We start from the raw sequence: 19,731 nt of genomic DNA on the forward strand, positions 1-19,731 counted from the left end.
CGCAGCGTCGGCGCAACATGGATACTGTACGACTTTCGCGATAAACGTTATACTCTTCGTCGCCTCCTCCGGGCGATCTCATCGAGTGGCGTTGCCGTCAAAGTGAAATCGAATACGGCACCTCGCAATGCCAACTGCCGCCCGACCCGGTAGGCGAGTTCGGCTTGGGATGGCTCATCGGCCATGTTCGCGGCAGTGGCGATGATGACGATCCAATGATGATGTCGCAGCAGTTCGCGCTTGTCGTTGTCCCGCCGCCACTGGTTTTTGTCGGTGCGATGATGATCGCCGTCATATTCGATGGCGACGCGAAATTCGGGCCAAGCGAGATCGAGCGTTATCGGCGCACCGTTGCTGAATGTCGCGCCGGGCACCGTGTAATTTGTCACGGCTGGCGGAAGCCCGTATTTCGTCGTTGCGATGCGGGTCTTTGATTCCATTGGAGAGTCCACGCGGGGCGTAATGAATGCAAGAGTGATCATGCACTTGGATTTTGCGTTGAATTTCGGGAGTTCGGTGACTTGCCGCACGAAGTCCTGATAAATGCCGTCAGCAGTGCGGCCGTTCGCCAGACCCGGCTTGCGGGCGATTGCCGTAAGGATTGCGTCGCCAAGTATGACCAGTGATTCGAGCGATATATGAGTGGCGAGTTGTGCCCAAGTGTGTATCAGATCCAGTGCGTACACATGTTTGTTGATACGCACATTGTGCGCATCGCTCAGCGGCTTCCAGATGTGTGGTGTCGTTGGCGGCACGATGGCACGTATTCGTGTGCGGTGTGAGTCGGAGACGGTATGGAGCTCGGCGGGGTTGATATCGCAATCCTTGGGAAGCGGCACGGATTGCAGTATCAGCGATGTGGTCATGCCGAAGAGCACCGGTTGCCTGAGCTGTAGCGCGGCGTCCGTGCATCGTTTAAGCATTTCCCGCTTACGTTGGGTGAGGGTTTCGCTCATTGCTGGCGACACAGGGCCTGTAATCACAGTTGGCGCGGAACTCACCATACGTGGTGATGAACGTAGCTCAGGATTGATGGTGCGCGCAGACGCAACGCCCGGTGTGTGGGGCCGGGTCCAGCCGGACGGTTCGTCGTCGAATACGCCGGGCGGTGGAGTGGGCAATATGTCGTTCATGACGCCACCGTAGCGCAGCGGTCACGTGCTCGCTATGAAAACCGGGGTATGTGGCTCTAGCTTGCGGGAGATGTGGATAACTCTGTGGATAACTAGTTCGGAACAATTAGCGAGGCCGGAACCTACCGGCAATTGGCCGATGATGACGGCACTTTTGCTCAGCTCAGCCGCGATAGTCTCGAATAGGTGCGGCCGGGCGTACTCGCATAACGTAATGCCCCTTCTCTCTGAACAGAGAGAAGGGGCATTCGAATATATGCTCCCGCCAGCGGAACGTCAGCGGCAGCGGCGGGTGAGGGGCTGCCAGGGGTCGATTTCGACCGGTTCGGCGGCGAGCAGGGCGCGGGTGGCGTCATCGAGGTATTCCTTGCGGATGATGAGCTCGGTAACGTAGCGGTCGAACCAGGCGTCGGACATGACGTAGTAGCCGTCCTTGCCGGCGTCCTTGCCCCAGCTGTTCTCCACCTTCCAGCGGTTCGGCTTGCCGTCCTCGCCGAGGTTCACGCCGGTGAAGGTCATCGCGTGGTTGCTCGGGCTGTCGCCGTATTCGAGGCCGTGGGCCTTGTCGCCGGTGAATTCGGTGCCGAACAGCTGGTCGACGCGCACCACGGACTGGTCGAAGAAACCGTCCTTGCGCAGGGCGAACTGCGTGCAGTCGCAGGCGAACCAGATCGGGTGGCCGGCGGTGAGCTGGTCAAGCGCGGCCTTCTTGAACACGTCCAGCGGCACGTTGACGAATTCCATATCGCCAGCCTCGGCCACGTTCGCGCTGAAGCGGATGCGGTAGCGCTGGTTGAACGGGCGGTTCTTGAGCGGGGCGTTGGCCAGCGTCACGAAATCGTTGACGTCCACCGGCACGTACTTCTTGTAGAACTCAAGCGGGGTGATACCGATCTCGCGAATCTGCGGGCGCTCGTCCTTGCCGGTTTTCGGCTTGTCGGACTTGTCCTTATCGCACTTGCAGGCCTTGGCGTCGGATTTGCCCTCGCATTTACAGGATTCGGCCTTGCCGTCTGCGTCGGCCTCGGCGTCATCCTTGGTGCGCGCGAAGAAGTCGAACTTCTCCGGCGGCTCGCCGAGCGCCACGGCGCAGATGCGGTACACGGTGCCCATGTACTCGTCCTTCAACGCGCGCAACTCGTCCTCAGACGCCCCCGCAACCGAACGGCGGCGCAGCTCGGCCGCGAACTCGCGCAGCTTGGAGTTGAGGTACTGCTTGAAATCATCGGAATTACGGGAGTTCTCGGACTCCGGGTAGGCGCTCTTGGGCACCAGACCGTACTTGTTCACCAGCGCGGCGAACATTTGCCACCAGCCGCCGTCGTCGGACGGGCCCCAGTTGATGGCTTCGAACAGACGCGAATCGGTCGCCTCGTCGAGCGTGCGCAGCACGTTCTCCAGATAAGTGTTCGACTTCTCCATCGCGTCCCAGAAGAACAGGTAGGTCTCGGAGAACTCGAAATCCTCAAGATTCCAGCGATGCATGAGTTCGTAACGCAGCGTGTTCAGGGAGGCGAACATCCAGCAACGGCCGGAACGCTCCTGATTGGTGATCGAACCCTGCTTGAGTTCGATGGAGAAGTCGCGCGGCAGCGCACGTACGCCGCGATAGTCGGTGGCCGCCTTGAGCACGCCGGCCGAAACCGCCGCGTCCGCCGCGATCAGGTTGGCGCGGTCCTTGTTGAAGTCTTCGGTGTACGTACGCAGAAGTTCGGGTTTGATGGCCCGTGCGCTGGCGTCTGTCGTCATGATGCCCCTGTCTGATGCTGATGATGCTGATGGATATTCTGCTGCCGGCGGCGGGGACTGTCACCATCCGAGTCGGCGGACTACTGACACGGAAGTATAAAGCATGTCCAGCAAAAGCTCGGGAAATACAAAATTAACAAACGGATGTTTATCCAGCGTTTACCCAATATCCAGTAAGGTTTCTTAACGATTTCCATTACAGAAAAAGGTCAAAGAAGTCAATACCCAGATTCCACATAATGAACTTGATTTGGGTATTTGAGCGGGGGGGGGTATCACTTTTCCAGTTATCTGGGAGGTGATTGGGTGTTCAAGTACATCATCAAACGCATTGTGAACTACGTGATCATGCTGTTCGTGGCAGTATCGATGACGTATTTCCTGGCCAGCGCATTCATGGATCCGCGTTCGAACTACATGTCGCGCAATCCGCATCCGCCGATCGCGTCGATTAACCGGTCGCTCGATCTGGCCAACATCAACGATCAGACGCCGGTCGTCATCCGTTACTTCCGCTGGCTCAAGGGCATCCTCACCCAGTGGAACTGGGGCCTGAGCCCGGATCAGTCGCCGGTGGCGCCGGCCATCGCCTCCCGTATCTCCGCTTCGCTGCAGCTGGTGACGCTCGCCACCGTGCTCTCCATCCTCTTCGGCGTGAGCATCGGCGTGTACACGGCCATCCGCCAGTACAAGTGGCAGGACCGCGTGCTCAACACCACCGCAACGTTCTTCCTGGTGGTTCCGGCCGCCGTCATGGGCCTGATGGTGGTGCTGCTGGCCATCAACTTCAACAATATCGTGGGCAACCGCGTGTTCTTCGTGACCGGCCTGCACTCCTACCAAGGTTCCAACCCGGTGCTCTGGGTGTTTGACTACCTGCAGCACCTGATCCTGCCCACCATCGTGATGACGATTCCGGGCATGGTGGGCTACCACCTCACCCAGCGCACGTACCTGCTCGACACCATGAACGCCGACTACGTGCGCACCGCCCGCGCCAAGGGCCTGACGCTCAACGCGGCCATCCGCCGCCACGCGCTGCGCACCTCGCTGATTCCGACCGCCGTGGACGTGGCCTTCTCCATCGCCGGTGTGTTCACCGGCGCGGTGATCACCGAAAACGTGTTCGCTATCAACGGCTTGGGCATGTACTTCACCCAGACCATCGCCAACAACGACATCAACGGTGCCGTGGCCGTGGCCGCGTTCGGTGGCGTGTGCACGCTGACCGGCGCGCTGCTGGCGGATATCTTCTCCGCCTGGCTTGACCCGCGCATCCGACTGAGCTGAGCCCCGCGCAAAGGACGATCAAACATGATGAACGACAACGAGAACATGGTCTCCGACGCCGTCGCCCAGGATATGGAACTCACCGATCCGCAGGGCAGCGAACCGCAGTCCGCCGACGCCAAGAACGCCCAGGAGGCTTCCAGCAACGACGACTTCCACCGCACCGGCCGCATGCAGCTGTACGTGCGCCGCTTCATGCGCCGCCCCTCGGCCGTGGTAGGTCTGGTGGTGCTGATCCTGCTGATTCTCTTGGCGATTTTCGGCTCGAAATTCTCCCAGTGGAGCTACGACGAGCCCGATTTCGCCGCCCTCGCCTCGCCGCCGTCCGCCCAGCACTGGCTGGGCACCACGGTCGGTGGCTCGGATATGTACGCGATGATTATCCGTGGCCTCGGCCGCTCGCTGACCATCGGTATCTTCAGCTCCATCGGCACCACGATCATCGCCGCCCTGGTGGGCACGGCCGTGGCGTTCTTCGAAGGCTGGTTCGAGAAGGTCGGCATGTGGCTGCTGGATATGCTGCTCGTCGTGCCGTCCTTCCTGCTCATCGCCCTGATCGTCGGCATGGCGGCCGGCGGCAGCGACTGGTTGTGGCTGGCCATCGGCCTGACCGCGTTCGGCTGGGTTGGCTATGCGCGTACGCTGCGCACGCTGACCCTGAGCCTGCGCGACCGCGAATACATCCGCGCGGCGAAGTTCATGGGCGTGCCGTCCTTCACCATCATCGTGCGCCACCTGGTGCCGAACCTGGGTTCGGTGCTGGTCATCAACACCGTGCTCGGCGTGATCGGCGCGGTCAACAGCGAGACCTCGCTGAGCTTCCTGGGCCTGGGCATCAAGGCGCCCGACACCTCGCTCGGTACGCTGCTCAACGCCGGCCAGTCCGTGGTGCAGACCTCGCCGTGGGTGCTGGTCTTCCCGTCCGTGGTGCTGATCGTCCTGACCTTCTCCGTGCAGCTGATCGGCGACGGCCTGCGCGACGCCATCGACCCGTACTCCCGCTCCGGCGGCAAGGCCGAGTGAAAGGGGAGACGGGCATCATGAGTGACGAACGCAACGCAAGCAACGTAACAACCAACACCAACCCCGACACCACAGGAGCGCAAGGCATGGCATCCGAACCGGTGATTTCAGTACGCGACCTCACCGTCAGCTTCGCTTCCGAAGCCGGCACCGTGCGCGCGGTGCGCGGCATGAACTTCGACCTGTACCCCGGCAAGACCCTCGGCATCGTGGGCGAGTCCGGCTCCGGCAAGTCCGTGACCTCCATGGCCATCATGGGCCTGCTGGACAAGAACGCCAGCGTCAAGGGCTCCATCACCTACCACGGCGAGGAATTGCTCAGCAAGTCCGATCTTGAGATGAGCGAGATTCGTGGCAAGGGCATCGCCATGGTCTTCCAGGACCCGCTCTCCGCTCTGACCCCGGTGTTCTCCATCGGCGACCAGATCAAGGAAGCGCTGGTCACCCACAATCCGAAGATGACCGAACAGCAGATTCACGACCGCTCCATCGAGCTCATGAACCTGGTCGGCATCCCGGACCCGGAGGACCGCCTGAAGTCCTTCCCGCACGAGTTCTCCGGCGGCATGCGCCAGCGCGTGATGATCGCCATGGCCATTGCCAACGACCCGGACGTGATCATCGCCGACGAACCGACCACCGCACTGGACGTGACGATCCAGGCCCAGGTGCTCGAAGTGCTGCGCAAGGCCCAGCGTGAAACCGGCGCGGCCGTCATCTTCATCACCCACGATCTGGGCGTGATCGCCGGCGTGGCCGACGACATCGTCGTCATGTACGCCGGCCGCCCGGTCGAGAAGGCGGACGTCGACTCCATCTTCGACCACCCGGCCATGCCGTACACCATGGGCCTGCTGGGTGCCGTGCCGCGTTCCGACCGCGAACGCAACAGCCGTCTGGTGCCGATTCCGGGCTCCCCGATGAACCTGGTCAACATGCCCAAGGGCTGCCCGTTCGCGCCGCGCTGCCCGCTGGCCACCGACATATGCCACACCACCGAGCCGGCCATGGAGCCGGTGCCGGGCCGCCCGGGCCAGTTCGTGGCCTGCCACCGCACCCAGGAGATCGTGGACAAGGGCCTGACCTTCCACGACGTGTACACGGTGGCCGAGGCCGCCAAGTCGAAGTTCGCCGGCATCCCGCGCGACGAACGCAAGATGGTGCTCGACGTCAAGCACATGCGCAAGACCTTCCCGCTGACCGCCGGCGGCTTCCTGCGTCGCAAGATCGGCGAGGTCAAGGCCGTGGACGACGTGACGCTGGACGTGCGCGAAGGCGAGACCGTGGCGCTCGTGGGCGAGTCCGGCTCGGGCAAGTCCACCACGCTCATGGAGATCATGGAGTTCAAGCAGCCGCAGGACGGCGAGATCGAGATGTTCGGCACCAAGCTCGAACACAAGATTCCGCGCGAGAAGCGCCGCGAGCTGCGTTCGGCCGTGCAGTATGTCTTCCAGGACCCGATGAGTTCGCTCGACCCGCGCCTGCCGATCTACGACATCCTGGCCGAGCCGATGAAGGTCCAGCACTACTCCAAAGAGCAGATCCGCGAACGCATCGGTGAACTCATGCGTCTGGTGGAGCTGAACCCCGACCAGGTGGACCGCTTCCCCACGCAGTTCTCCGGCGGTCAGCGCCAGCGCATCGCCATCGCGCGTGCGCTGTCGGTCAACCCGAAGCTCGTGCTGCTCGACGAGCCGGTCTCCGCACTGGACGTGTCCATCCAGGCCGGCGTGATCAACCTGCTTGAGGACCTGCAGAACAAGCTGGGCGTGGCCTACCTGTTCGTGGCCCATAACCTGTCGGTGGTGCGCCATATCTCCAGCCGCGTGGCGGTGATGTACCTGGGCCGCATCGTGGAATCCGGCGACACCGAAGACGTGTTCGAGCACCCGTTGCACCCGTACACCCAGGCGCTCATCAGCGCCGTGCCGGTGCCGGACCCGAAGGCGGAACGCACCCGTCAGCGCATCGTGCTGCAGGGCGAGGTGCCCAGCCCCACCGAGACGTTCGAAGGCTGCCCGTTCATGGGCCGCTGCCCGCTCATGCCCAAGCTGAGCGCCGAACAACAGGCCCGCTGCCGCGGCGAACGCCCGGCGCTGCGGCCGTATGACACTTCCCGACCGAGCGGCCATCAGGTTGCATGCCATTTCGCATGACGGTCGGAACCATATAGAGGAGGAAATAACAATGAACAAGACACGTAAGCTGACCGCGCTCGCCGCGGCCACTGCGGCGCTTGCCATGCTGCTTGCCGGCTGCGGCGCGGGCAATGGCAACGGTTCCAGCAACGCCTCGAGCGCCACCGAACCGCCGGCCGGCATCGATTCGTCGTACACCGGCGACCTGCCCATGCCGAAGGTCACCGAGCGTTACGACAACCACCAGAGCCGTGACAACGTCAAGGACGGCGGCACGCTGACCCTGTCCATCGTCGAAATCGGCCCGAACTGGAACTACCTGTCTTCCGACGGCAACACCGGCTACATGTCCGAGCTGTGGAGCTGGTACCAGCCCAGCCTGCTCATGACCGACCAGGTCAATGGCTCCCCGATTAAGGTGAACCCGGACTTCCTGACCGACATGAAGCTCGTGAGCAAGGACCCGATGGTCGTGCAGTACGACATCAACCCGAAGGCCAAGTGGAACGACGGCTCCGACATCGACTGGACCGCCTTCAAGGCCACGTGGGAAGCCCAAAACGGCTCCAACCCGGACTACAACCCGCCGAGCACCGACGGCTTCGACCGTATCGCCAGCGTTGAGCAGGGCGACAGCCCGAAGCAGGTCAAGGTGACCTACAAGACCCCGTACTACCCGTGGCAGGAAGTCTTCGGCACTCTGGTGAACCCGAAGGCCGCCGACGCGAAGACCTTCACCCAGGGCTGGGTGAAGAACCCGCACAACGAGTGGGCCGCCGGTCCGTACAAGGTCGACTCCTTCTCCGACTCCCAGGTCACCTTCGTGCCGAACGAGAAGTGGTGGGGCAACAAGCCGAAGCTGGACAAGATCGTCTACAAGCAGATGGCCGACACCGCCTCCCTCAACGCCTTCCAGAACGGCGAGATCGACGCCGTGAGCGCCTCCACCAAGGACGACATCAAGGCCATCCGCTCCGTCAAGGACGCCCAGCTGCGCATCGGCTACAGCACCAAGACCCGCGTGCTCCAGTACAACGGCAAGTCCAAGCCGCTCGACGACCTGCAGGTGCGCAAGGCCATCACCCAGGCCTTCGACGTGAACACCTACAACAACGTGCAGTTCCAAGGCCTGAACTGGAAGGCCGAGCAGCCGGGCTCCGAGCTGCTGCTGCCGTTCCAGAAGGGTTACGAGAACAACCTGCCCGCCGAAGCCAAGTACAACGTGGACAACGCCAAGAAGACCCTTGAGGCCGACGGCTACAAGATGGGCAAGGACGGCTACTACGCCAAGGGCGGCAAGACCCTTGAGATCTCCTTCACCTTCTTCGGTGACGACGCCACCCAGCAGGCCCTCGCCAACGCCTACCAGGCGATGATGAAGAAGGCCGGCATCAAGGTCAAGGTCGTGAACGTGGCCGAGTCCAAGTTCTCCGACACCGTGTCTTCCGGCAACTACCAGGTGCTGCCGATGGCTTGGCAGGCTCCGAGCGCCATGACCTTCGTGGTGTCCGCCCCGCAGCTGTACACCTCCGACGGTCCGTCCAACTTCACCTACGTGGGCAACGAAAAGATCGACAAGCTCGTCAAGGTGGCCGGTGGCCTCTCCGACTACGACGAGCAGACCAAGGCCGTCAACGCCGCCGAGAAGGAAGCCCTCAAGCTGTACGGCACCATCCCGGTCTCCAACCCGGCTTCGTACCTCGGTGCGAAGAAGGGCCTGGCCAACTACGGCCCGTCCGGCTTCGCCGGCAACCTGCCGCAGGACATCGGCTGGCAGAAGTGATGACGTCTGACTGACGTCTGACATGGCCACCGCGCCGGGAACGGCCGGCCGCACGCATCGACTGCAGGGCTTTCGATGCCGGACGCGGCCTGCGGCAGGTTCCCGGCGGGGTGTGACCGCGGCAGCATATGCCTTACTCTCCTTATTTCTGCATATGATGCTGCGGTTGGGAAGCCTCCCGTTTGCGCGCTTATGCGTCGCGCGCGAACGGGAGGCTTTTGCATACTTGCCGCGATTCCACCCCGGCAACGATTTGTCCACCTTGCTGCCCGCGCGGCTGAAACCGTATCCACCTTCCTCTTCCCGGATTTGTGACGCTGACGGTTGCCGAGCGTCACAAATCCGGGAGATAGTCGCCCTTACTTGTTGTCAGAACTTGGTGAGCCCGGATTTGCGGATATGGTCCTCCCAGCCATCCGGCTTAGGCAGTGTGACCAGTTCCCTCATTGTCACGGCAGGGATCGCGGCCGCCACGATGCACAAGCCCAAAGCCACGGACGTGACTGAGTAACCCCAGTGTTGCATGGCGATGCCGGACAGAAATGTGATCACCGGGGCAGCAATCGTCTCAATCATGCCCATGCCGGCGAATACGCGGCCCATATGCTCCTTGTTGATGAGCAATGATTGGAATCCGTTGATTACCGCATTGCCGGCCGGTAGGGCCAGCAGCGAAATTGCCAGAAACGCCATACGCGCAAGAATCCACGGAGCCAGCGCTGCGCCGAGCGCGCCGATGCTCATCAGCACGTAGAACGATACGGCGACTATGCCGCCGCGCACATGCTGAACCAGCACGGAAGAGATGAGCGAGCCAACGATGACGCCCACAGACACAGAAACGTTCATGAAACTGGCTGACACCACATGTGATGGGTCGGAGCCGATCGAGAGCACCGTAATCAGCAGGAACGAGTTGAAGCACGCGAACGCCAGCGCGCTCGACAAAATCAGACGACGTTCGAATCGCTCGCTAAGAAGCCAGCGGAATCCGGAAAACATCTCACGCCAATACTGTGACGCGGATGGTGTCGTGGTCGTTGCCTGCTCGTCAGCGGCCTGAGTGATGTTGGCCGCATCGCCATTCTCATCGGCCTCATCGTCGGCAAGGGCGCGGCCCTCCGCATTGGTCCGCCCGCCACGATGCCAGTATTTTGTGATCCGCATCGCCGCCGCGGTTTCCAATAGATTCAGCAGCGCGCTGACTGCGAATGGCAGCCATAGACCGCCGCCGATCAATACGCCACCTACTGGTGCGCCGGCGAGTTCGAGGGCGGCATCGCGGCCATCATTGAGGCTTGACGCCTTGGGCAGCAATTGATCGGGAACGATGCCTCGTAGCATCGTGTTGCTCGTGGTTCCTAGGAGGCCTGAGCGTATGCCGAGGCATATCGCAAGTACCATCAGCACCGGGTATATGAGTAATCCCGCCCATCCTAGGGCCGCGCATATGCCGAACAGTGCGAAACCAATCAGGCCGAACGCAATCATAAGTTTTTTGCGGTCGTACTTATCTTGTACCACGCCACCTGGCAGCCGCAATACCGACGATATCATGGTCATGATTGAATCCAGCAGCGTCGCCTGTGCCGGTGAGCCCGTGACGGTCTGCGCGATGAGTGGCATTGCGAAACCTTGGATACTTGATGACAGCGACGTGCATGAATCCGCTACGAACCATTTGCCATAATCCGTGCCGCGCCATAGCGACTCGGTGGTGTTGCTATGTGAATTGTGACCGTTGGGCTGTGTTGAAGATTGGTTGTTGACTGTTCCGATGGAATCAGCCATTGTGATCCTCTCCTCGTATTCATCGATGCTTGAGATATTCTATTATGCTCGTCTTTAAGCGCCACACCGGACTCACTTCCGGCCAATACCGCGACGCCTTTACAACACCGTGTGATTAGGGAAGGTCAGGGTACTAACCCTGGGAAAAGTGCAGTATTCTGCATTATTAACCCTAGGAAAAATGTAATTTTGGACAATCGCAACCCTAGGAAAAATGTAGAATACGCGAATTGCAACCCTAGGAAAAGTGTGTATTGCGGTATGATGGAGCGACAGGACAGTGATTTGTGATGTACGGTCCCATGCGATAGGGAGGGCGGCATGGCGGAGTTCAGGCGAGATATATATACCAGGTTGTCGGCATGGGCTGAAGCGACGGAGCACAAGCCGATAGTGCTGTGCGGCGCGAGACAGGTAGGCAAGACTCATGTGCTTAAGGTGCTGGGTCGGGACAAGTTCGAGTCATTTTCTTATGTCAACTTGTTCGATGGCGGTGCAAAGGCTGCGTTGACAGGTGTGGATTCGGTGCACATGTTGCTTGATTCCATGGAGGCGTTTAATGGGGTTCGCGTTCGGCCCGGCAAGACGCTGCTGTGCATCGACGAGATACAGGAAATCCCTGATTTACTGACTCTGTTGAAAGCGCTCCATGAGGAAATGCCGGATCTCCATGTCGCTGTAGCGGGCTCCTATCTGGGCATGGCTCAGCACGAAGACCTGTCATTCCCGGTTGGCAGTGTCACCTCCATCGATATGTATCCGATGACGTTTGTGGAGTTCTTGGAAGCGGTCGGTGATGGAGTGATAGCCGAACGCATCCGGAACCAGCGTATTGAGACACTTGGGGGATTTGCGGAACGTTTAGAGCGAAGGGTTCGTCAGTACTGTTTTGTTGGCGGCATGCCCGAAGTCGTTGAGACATTTGTAGAAGATGGCTATCGGCATGCGCGTGCCGTGCAGAAAGAATTGTTATCCAATTACGACATGGACTTTTCCAAACATCCCAGAACCGGTGTGGATAGTGAGAAAATGCGTTTGGTGTTTTCCTCGATTCCGTCCCATCTGGCGCGTGAGAATCATAAATTTATTTTTGGCCACATCGCTCGTGGCGCTCGGGCGGCGCAATATGAATCCGCGATTCAGCAGATTGTCGATTCTGGTCTTGCGTTGCGGGTGTATCGCGTCGAAAAACCTGCGGCACCATTGCCGTCATACCGTGATGATTCCGCGTTCAAACTGTATCTCCATGATGTTGGGCTGCTGGCAGCGGCCCTGGATCTGACTCCCGCAAGCGTGGTCCTTGGTGATGACGGGCTGACCGAATTCCGTGGTGCGTTAACGGAACAGTATGTTTGCCAGCAATTAGTGGCCGCCGGCATCACACCGATGTACTGGTCGAATGCGAACAGTACGGGAGCAGTTGATTTTGTCTTTGCAGGTAATGGCGCAATCACTCCGTTGGAGGCCAAAGCTGGTACCGAGCGTCATAAGCGTAGCTTGAAGTGGCTGTGCGACAAATACGGGATTTGCGGTTACCGTACGTCGATGCGGAATTACAAGGAGCAGGATTGGCTGACCAATGTCCCACTGTGGATAGTCGGGAGCTACTTCCGCCCGTGGTTGGCGAGTGATTATGAGCCGGATGGCGGAGCTGATTTAGGGCCGCTACCGAATACTGATGATGAAGGATGACTGAAGCCGCGAGATATGGTTCGGCCGGTTGCTGACTTGGGATATGATCCGCGACCGGCCGGCGGTCGAATCCGTCATGCCGCGGTGCGCACCACCGTCACGCCGTACGGCTCCAGCACCAGATCCCTGCCCAGTACCGTGCCGTCAAGCACCGACTCGCATCCGGCGAACGGCGTATCCTGCCACGCCGTGGCCGTATCCGCATGGTTGATCACGAACGTCAACGACTCCCCGCGTGACGGGTACCGCCGCGTAACCACCTCCACCGGCTCCGGCGAGACAATGCCGGTAACGCCGGCCCGGCGCACCACGTCGCCGACCACGGCGTCCATGCCGGCCTCGTCCAGCACCGCACCGGCGAAATACGCCGTGCCCGCGCCGAAATCGTTCACCGTCACCGCCGGCGTACCCCGGTAGAACACGTCGCCGGCGTAGGCCGCCAGCGGGCGCGCCCCGCCGTCGAGCTTGATCAGCCCGGCAACCAGCGAGACCCGGGACCCGTCCGTGTCCGCGTCCTCGCCCTCGCCCGAACCGAACACGACACGCACGTCGCGGCCGTCCGGGATCATGTCCATCTCCTCCATGCGCATTCCGCACACCTCACGGAACGCGCCCGGGTATCCGCCGAGGATCACGTTGTCATGCTCGTCGTGCATGCCTGCCATCACCGTCGCCAGGAACGTGCCGCCGGCGCGCACGAACCCCTCGACCAGCTCACGAACGCCCGGCTTGGCCATCATGAGCGCCGGCGCGACCAGCACGCGATAGCCCGCCAGCCGCCCGGCGTCAATGTCTTCCGGCACCACATCCACCGCGATGTTGCGGTGGTGGAACGGCGCATACCAGCGCCGCACCTGATCCGGATAGTCGAAGCCCTTCGGCAGCAACGAGATGTTCTCGGTCGACCAATACGAATCCCAGTCGAACATCAGCGCGACCGGCGCCTCGGTCAGACCGCCCACGAACCGCGCGCCGTGCGCCGCCAGCTCGCCGCCGAGCGCACGCACCTCGCCGTACACGCGCTCGTCCTCGCGCCCGCCGTGCGAGATCACCGCGCCATGGTACTTCTCGAACCCGCCGCGCGACTGCTTGAGCTGGAAATACTGCACGGTATCCGCGCCATGCGCGACCGCCTGATAGCTTTCCGCACGCATCCGCCCGGGCGCGCGCAGTACGTTGCACTCCTGCCAGTTCGTCTGGTTCGGCGTCGACTCCATGAGCATGAACGGCCTGCCGTCGCCCACGCCGCGCATCAGATCGTGCTTGAACGCATTGTCGGAAGGCGTGGTGTGCGGGAACGGATAATCGTCCCAGCTGATCACGTCCATCTCGCGCCCCCAACGGAAATAATCGGCACCCTCGTAGGTGTCCATGAGGTTCGTGGTGATCGGATGCATCGCGTCGAACGCGCGGATCGCGTCGCGCTCGGTGACGTAGGTGCCCAGCAGCGAGTCGGACTGGAACCGCTTGTAGTCGATGCTGCAGGCGGACAGAGTGGCGCGCTCGCCGTCCAGTCCGTCGCTGATCGCGTTCGGCGGTAGGATCTGGGCGAAATCGGCGTAGGTATGGCTCCAGAAGTTCGCGTTCCACGCGCGGTTCAACGCCTCGATCGAACCGTACTTGCGTTCGAGCCAGACGCGGAAGGCGGCGGCGCAGTTGTCGCAGTAGCAGCGGCCGCCGAGCTCGTTGGAGATGTGCCAGGCGATCAGATGGTCGTTGGCGCCGTAGCGTTCGGCGAGCTTGCCGGCCAGCGCGCCGGCCAGGCGCAGGAAGTTCGGCGAATTCGGGCAGGCGTTGTGCCGCACGCCGAAGCGGTGGCGACGGCCTTCGTAGTCGGTGCGCGTGGCGTCGGGGTAGCGTTGCGCGATCCATGCGGGTAGCGCGCCGGTGGACGTGGCCAGGACGAAGCCGAAGTCGTGCGCGACCAGCAGGTCGACGATGCGGTCGAGCATGGCGAAGTCGTAGCGGCTCTCGTCCGGCTGGATCAGCGCCCAGGAGAACACGTTGATGGTGGCCTCGTTGATGCCGGCGCGTTCGAGTTTGGCGATGTCGTCCGCCCAGGTGGATTCGTCCCACTGCTCGGGGTTCCAGTCGCCGCCGAAGACGAAGCGGCCGCCCGGTGCGGTGATGGTCGGTGTAGGCGATGCGGGTGATGCGGGTGATGCGGGTTGGGTGTGTGCCATGGTGTCGGTCATGATGCGTACTCCTTTGCGATGACGATGATGCGGCCTGCGGCCGGTCTCGGCGTTGTGGCCGGCGTGCGGCGGACTCGCGTTGGGGTGGTTCGGCGTCGCGCCGTCGGGAGCGGCGGTCCCCGTGTGTGGTGACGTTGCCCCTTCAGTGTTAAACCGATTTAATTCCTGGTGACCATTATGTACGTCGAGGTTGTCTTCGTCAAATGGATGATTGAAGGTGTCGGCAGCTGCTCGGTGAGATGCCGAAAAGCCCATAAATACCTAAGGAGGACGCCATGGCGGTGACGATGCGTGATGTCGCGAAGGCGGCGGGTGTCTCTCCTGCGTCCGTGTCGTTCGCCCTGCGCGGCGATCCCAGAATTAAACAAGAAACGGCACGGCACATCATCGACGTGGCCAATCGGATGAACTATTCGGTCAACATCACTGCCAAGAGCCTGCGTTCGGGGCGAACCGGCGTGATCGAGGCCGCCGTTTTCCAGCTTGACCGGCCGTTCTACGCGCAGCTGCTCGCCGGCGTGTCGAATGCGGCGTTCGACCGCGGCATCCAGGCCGTGGCGCAGCAGATCTCGACCGGCAAGGTCGGCCATGAGAAAAGCATCCTCGAGAAGGTCGCCAACAAGTTCTGCGACGGCGTGATCCTGAGCGCGGGCGGCCTGAGCGACGCCGAGATCATTGAGCTAAGCAGGGGCAAGCCGGTGGTGCTGCTCGAGGACCAGTCGTACCAAGGGCCGTTCGACTCGGTGTTCACGCCGTGCGAGAACGGCGCCGAGGCCGCGGTGACGCACCTGTTCGAGATAGGGTGCGAGCGCGTCGGGCTGGTCGGTACGGACTTCATGCCGGCCGACCAGGCGCGCCGGTCGATGCACGTGGGCGACCGACGTCTGACCGGCTGCCATCGCGCGTTCGAGCGGCATGAGCGCACGCTGACCAAGGCCGACACGATCCAGCTGTTCGACTGGGACACCGACGACGCGTACCGCGCGGTTTCGCGGCGCATCGAGGAGGGGGGCTTCCCGTTCGACGGGCTGTTCTGCATGACCGACGCGATCGCTTTCGGCGCGTTGCGCGCGTTGCGCGAGCATGGCATCGGCGTGCCGGACGACGTGGCGGTGATCGGCTTCGACGGCGTGCGCGAGGGATCGTACAGCGCGCCGACGCTGAGCACGATCGCGGTGGACATCGACAAGCTTGCCCGCGAGGCCGTCGACATCCTGTGCGAGCGCATCGAGGAGGGGTGTTACGGCGCGCCGGCCATGCCCAAGCATGTCACGGTGGGTTATGAGGTGCTGGTGCGCGAGTCGTCCAACCGCACGCGCTGACCGGTCGTCCGGTGGTTGTTCGCGGTGGATCGCCGATCGGTGGGACAACTCGCGGCGTTTTTTGTTTAATTATTTTTCGTTATCTGGTGCGATTCCGCGCGTTCCACAGCCCTTGTGTTTAAAAGGTTTTGCAACGAGTTGACACCGTTTGAACGGAGTGCTATAAATACAACTACAAGATTAAATCGGTTTAAAACCGGGCTCTTGCACGGAAGACAATGTGGTTTTTCGGCATACAACATGGCGTATGCCACCGACACAAAGGAGAGTTGCAATGTCAATGAAGATCTGGGGCAAACGAATGCTCGCTCTGGCCTGCGCGGGAGCGATGCTGGTCCCGCTGGCCGCCTGCGGCTCGGACGCCGACGCCGGCAAGATCCGGCTCAGCTACCTGAGCTGGGACAACGAGCAGACGTCCAAGCCGTACATCGACGAGTTCGAGAAGGAAAACCCGGACATCAAGATCGATTTCAGCTACGCGCCGCCGACCAGCGAGTACATCTCCACGCTGCAGACCCGCCTCGTCGGCAACCAGGCCCCGGACGTGTTCATCATCACCTCCGAGAATCGCGACGACCTCATCGACAACGGCTACGCCAAGGACCTGACCGACGAGTCGTTCATGAAGAACATCTCCCAGGCCAACAAGGACTTCGTCGGCCGCGACGGCAAGACCTACGGCATGTCGATCATCTCGTGGGTCTCCGGCATCGCCTACAATAAAGATCTGCTCAAGCAGGTCGGCTACGACGAGCCGCCGGCGAACTGGGACGACTTCCTCAAGCTGTGCAAGAAGCTCAAGAACGCCGGCATCGAGCCGTTCCTCGAGCCGAACGCCGACGAGCCGAGCCGCTTCATCGACGCCTTCCAGGGATCCATCCTCGAGAAGAAGGGCGTCGATCCGACCACGCTGTCCACGCAGGACAACCAGACGCCGGGCACCGACGAGCTCGAGGCCGTCAAGGAATACATCCGCCTGTACGATGAGGGTGGCGTGACCCGTGACACGGTCGGCATCAGCGGCGACGACATGAAGACGCAGTTCACCAACGGACAGGTCGCGATGATCGTCGACGGCGCGTGGGACTTTGCCACCTTCGAACAGGCCGGCATGAACTGGGACTTCGCCCCGATGCCCAAGCTCGGCGACGACTACACGCAGTACGCGCAGGGCTCCGCCTCCCCGGCGTGGGCGATCTACGCGAAGCTCGACGGCGACAAGCTCAAGGCCGCCGAGAAGTTCCTCGCCTTCCTGTCAAGCAAGTGGGCGCTGCAGAAGCATAACGACGCCGGCGACGCTGTCACTGTCGACGGGTTCGACGCTACGGTGATGACGCAGTACCAGAAGGTCTACGATCAGGACATCAAGACCGGCAAGTACTACCTGCACACCAACTTCTATTCGAAGCCGGACATTCTCAAGAGCGAACTCAAGGCGCAGAACCAGCAGCTGGTGCAGGGGCAGATCACGCCCGACCAGTATGCCAAGAACATCGACGCCAAGGTCGCGGCCGCGCAGTGACCCGCAACGGATCGCACATAATCACACATAGATAACTACAGTCTCCGGTTCGTCATGAACCGTGCGCATGGTAATGGGGCGGCCTGTCGGCTGCGGCTGGTCGCCCTTCGCATGCCCGCAATCGGATTTCGGTCATAAGCCAATGTCAAAGGAGGATGGCATATGAGCGCAACAATGCAAGGCTCGGCGGTCGGCAACCTGCCGCCGTTGGACGAAGACCTGTATCGTCGGCGTCGTCGTGCGCGTGGCCTGCATGAGGACGTGACGTCGTTCTGGTTCCTGCTGCCGATCCTGGCGGTGTTCGTGGTTCTGTTCCTGGTGCCGTTGGCACAGACCGCGTACTTCTCGTTCACCGACTTCAACGGTTACAGCATGGACATGAACTGGGTCGGTCTGGACAATTACAAGAAGGTGTTTACGGATCCGTCCACCCTGCAGGGCCTGGGCTTCACGATCCTGTACGCGATCGTGGTGATGGTCGGGGTGACCGTGATCGCCATTCCGCTGGCGGTCATCCTCAACCGCAAGTTCGTCGGCCGTGATTTCGTGCGCTCTGTGTTCTTCTTCTTCTCGGTGCCGTCGCTGGCCATCATGGGCATGGTGTGGAAGTACATCTTCTCCCCGATGAAGACCGGCGTGGTCAACAGCGTGCTCGCGGCGTTCGGTTTGGGACCGGTGCCGTGGCTGTCGAACAACTCTCTGGCGAAGTTCTGCGTGATCTTCATCGCGATCTGGGCGCAGATCGGCTGGCATGCGACCCTTTACTTGGCGTTCCTGCAGGCGATCCCCGCGGACCTGTACGAGCAGGCGACCGTGGACGGTGCGAACAAGTGGCAGCAGTTCGCGCATATCACCCTGCCGCAGCTGATGCCGGGCATCGTGACCTCGACGTTCCTGCTCATGTCGGGCGGCCTGAAGGTGTACGACCTGCCGTTCACGATGACCAAGGGCGGCCCGGGCTATTCGACGTACACGGTCACGCAGTCGATCATCCAGCAGGGCATCGGCCAGTCGCAGTACGGCATCGGTTCCGCGCTGGCGGTCCTGTTCTTCATCGCCACGGGCGTCGTGGTGTTCCTTCAGATGGGCATTTCCAACCTGATCTCGAGGAGGTTCGAGTAAATCATGGGCAACAAGGCTTCTTCCGTCACGGCCGCGCCGAAGGGCATGAACTTCACGACGCGCAAGAGGATCGGTTCGGCGGTCACCAGCGTGGTGATGATCCTGATCGCGCTGGTATGCGCGGTTCCACTGTGGTACATCCTGATCAACACGTTCAAGACGATTCCGGACATGTCCGCCAACCCGCTCGGCCTGCCGAAGGAATGGACGATCAAGAACTACATCAACGCGTTCGAGACGGTCCCGGTGTTCCGCTCCCTGCTGAACACGTTGATCGTCACGTTCTTCGCGGTCGTGATCCAGGTGCTCGTCGGCGCCCTGGCCGCATACGGCATGATCCTGCGCAAGTCCACGTTCACCGCCGCGGTCGGCGCGATCCTGATGGTCGCGTTCGTCGTGCCGGCGCAGACGACGCTGATCCCCCTGTACCGCATGGAGGCGAACGCGCACCTGGTCAACACCTTGGCCGGACTGGTGATTATCTACCTGGGCGGAGCGGTGTTCTGCTACTTCCTGATCGTCGGGTACATGCGCAGCCTGCCGTTCGAGCTGATCGAGGCGGCACGCATCGACGGCGCCGGCCCGCTGCGCATCTTCTGGTCGATCGTGATGCCGCTGATCCGCCCGATCCTGACGACCGTGGTCGTGTTCCAGACGATGGGCACGTGGAACGACTTCATGAACGCGAATGTGTTCCTCTCCAGCTCGGAACTGCGCACAATCGTGCTGCAGGTGTACAACGCGGTGGGCCAGTTCTCGACCGATTGGCCGAGCTTCATGACCATCACCGTGCTCGCCCTGCTGCCCGTGTTCGTGTTCTTCATCTTCTGCCAGAAGTGGATCGTCTCCGGCCTCGTCGCCGGTTCGGTCAAGGGCTGATCGGCTGATCGACTAGTCGGCTGGCTGATCACGGTATTAATTCCGGCTCCCCACTACGCTCATATCATCCCCTTCCGCGGCGTGTGGGGAGC

General features: G+C 61.5%; 13 protein-coding genes. 9 read left to right on the plus strand and 4 right to left on the minus strand.

Annotated elements, in window-relative coordinates:
- Positions 1-47 precede the first annotated feature (47 nt).
- Complete coding sequence (locus FYJ31_RS05700; RefSeq protein WP_154536226.1) at positions 48-1,133, minus strand: hypothetical protein; 1,086 nt, start codon at positions 1,131-1,133, stop codon at positions 48-50.
- 276 nt (positions 1,134-1,409) lie between these two features.
- Entirely contained in the window at positions 1,410-2,882 is a 1,473-nt protein-coding gene (locus FYJ31_RS05705) for a C1 family peptidase (RefSeq protein WP_154536227.1), read from the minus strand.
- Positions 2,883-3,188: 306 nt separating this feature from the next.
- On the opposite strand from FYJ31_RS05705, the gene FYJ31_RS05710 reads away from it, so the two are divergent.
- The 4 genes from FYJ31_RS05710 (at position 3,189) to FYJ31_RS05725 (ending at position 9,116) form a co-directional block, all read left to right on the plus strand.
- Positions 3,189-4,172 carry an ABC transporter permease gene (locus FYJ31_RS05710; protein WP_012578643.1) on the plus strand — a complete coding sequence of 328 codons (984 nt, stop codon included), beginning with the start codon at positions 3,189-3,191 and terminating at the stop codon, positions 4,170-4,172.
- Between the two features lie 72 nt (positions 4,173-4,244).
- A complete protein-coding gene (locus tag FYJ31_RS05715) occupies positions 4,245-5,195 on the plus strand; it encodes an ABC transporter permease (RefSeq protein ID WP_032743855.1) in 951 nt (316 codons plus the stop codon).
- Positions 5,196-5,281: 86 nt separating this feature from the next.
- The gene (locus FYJ31_RS05720) at positions 5,282-7,351 is read left to right on the plus strand and encodes a dipeptide ABC transporter ATP-binding protein (protein WP_167315863.1); all 2,070 of its coding nucleotides are present in this window, start codon (positions 5,282-5,284) and stop codon (positions 7,349-7,351) included.
- Positions 7,352-7,382: 31 nt separating this feature from the next.
- Positions 7,383-9,116 (plus strand): ABC transporter family substrate-binding protein, encoded by a 1,734-nt coding sequence (locus FYJ31_RS05725; RefSeq protein ID WP_154536228.1) that lies wholly within the window; start codon positions 7,383-7,385, stop codon positions 9,114-9,116.
- 369 nt (positions 9,117-9,485) lie between these two features.
- On the opposite strand, the gene FYJ31_RS05730 is transcribed toward FYJ31_RS05725, so the two are convergent.
- Entirely contained in the window at positions 9,486-10,907 is a 1,422-nt protein-coding gene (locus tag FYJ31_RS05730) for an MFS transporter (protein WP_143882676.1), read from the minus strand.
- 321 nt (positions 10,908-11,228) lie between these two features.
- On the opposite strand from FYJ31_RS05730, the gene FYJ31_RS05735 reads away from it, so the two are divergent.
- Positions 11,229-12,599, plus strand: coding sequence for an ATP-binding protein (locus FYJ31_RS05735; protein ID WP_154536229.1), 1,371 nt, complete (start codon positions 11,229-11,231; stop codon positions 12,597-12,599).
- 74 nt (positions 12,600-12,673) lie between these two features.
- Here the strand turns inward: FYJ31_RS05735 and FYJ31_RS05740 are convergent, their stop codons facing one another.
- Positions 12,674-14,782, minus strand: a complete 2,109-nt coding sequence (locus FYJ31_RS05740) for a beta-galactosidase (RefSeq protein WP_229773869.1) — start codon at positions 14,780-14,782, stop codon at positions 12,674-12,676.
- A gap of 287 nt (positions 14,783-15,069) precedes the next feature.
- Between FYJ31_RS05740 and FYJ31_RS05745 the strand changes: the two genes are divergently transcribed.
- From FYJ31_RS05745 to FYJ31_RS05760, 4 genes are all read left to right on the plus strand, one after another.
- Positions 15,070-16,116: a LacI family DNA-binding transcriptional regulator gene (locus FYJ31_RS05745; protein WP_154536230.1), complete on the plus strand. Its 1,047-nt coding sequence runs from the start codon at positions 15,070-15,072 to the stop codon at positions 16,114-16,116.
- A gap of 274 nt (positions 16,117-16,390) precedes the next feature.
- Positions 16,391-17,638 (plus strand): ABC transporter substrate-binding protein, encoded by a 1,248-nt coding sequence (locus FYJ31_RS05750; protein WP_154536231.1) that lies wholly within the window; start codon positions 16,391-16,393, stop codon positions 17,636-17,638.
- Positions 17,639-17,800: 162 nt separating this feature from the next.
- Positions 17,801-18,760, plus strand: a complete 960-nt coding sequence (locus tag FYJ31_RS05755) for a carbohydrate ABC transporter permease (RefSeq protein ID WP_013141440.1) — start codon at positions 17,801-17,803, stop codon at positions 18,758-18,760.
- 3 nt (positions 18,761-18,763) lie between these two features.
- Entirely contained in the window at positions 18,764-19,639 is an 876-nt protein-coding gene (locus FYJ31_RS05760; protein ID WP_012578633.1) for a carbohydrate ABC transporter permease, read from the plus strand.
- The last annotated feature ends 92 nt before the right edge of the window (positions 19,640-19,731 follow it).

This window comes from Bifidobacterium sp. WCA-178-WT-4B (assembly GCF_009696495.1).
Classification (GTDB): Bacteria; Actinomycetota; Actinomycetes; order Actinomycetales; family Bifidobacteriaceae; genus Bifidobacterium; species Bifidobacterium infantis.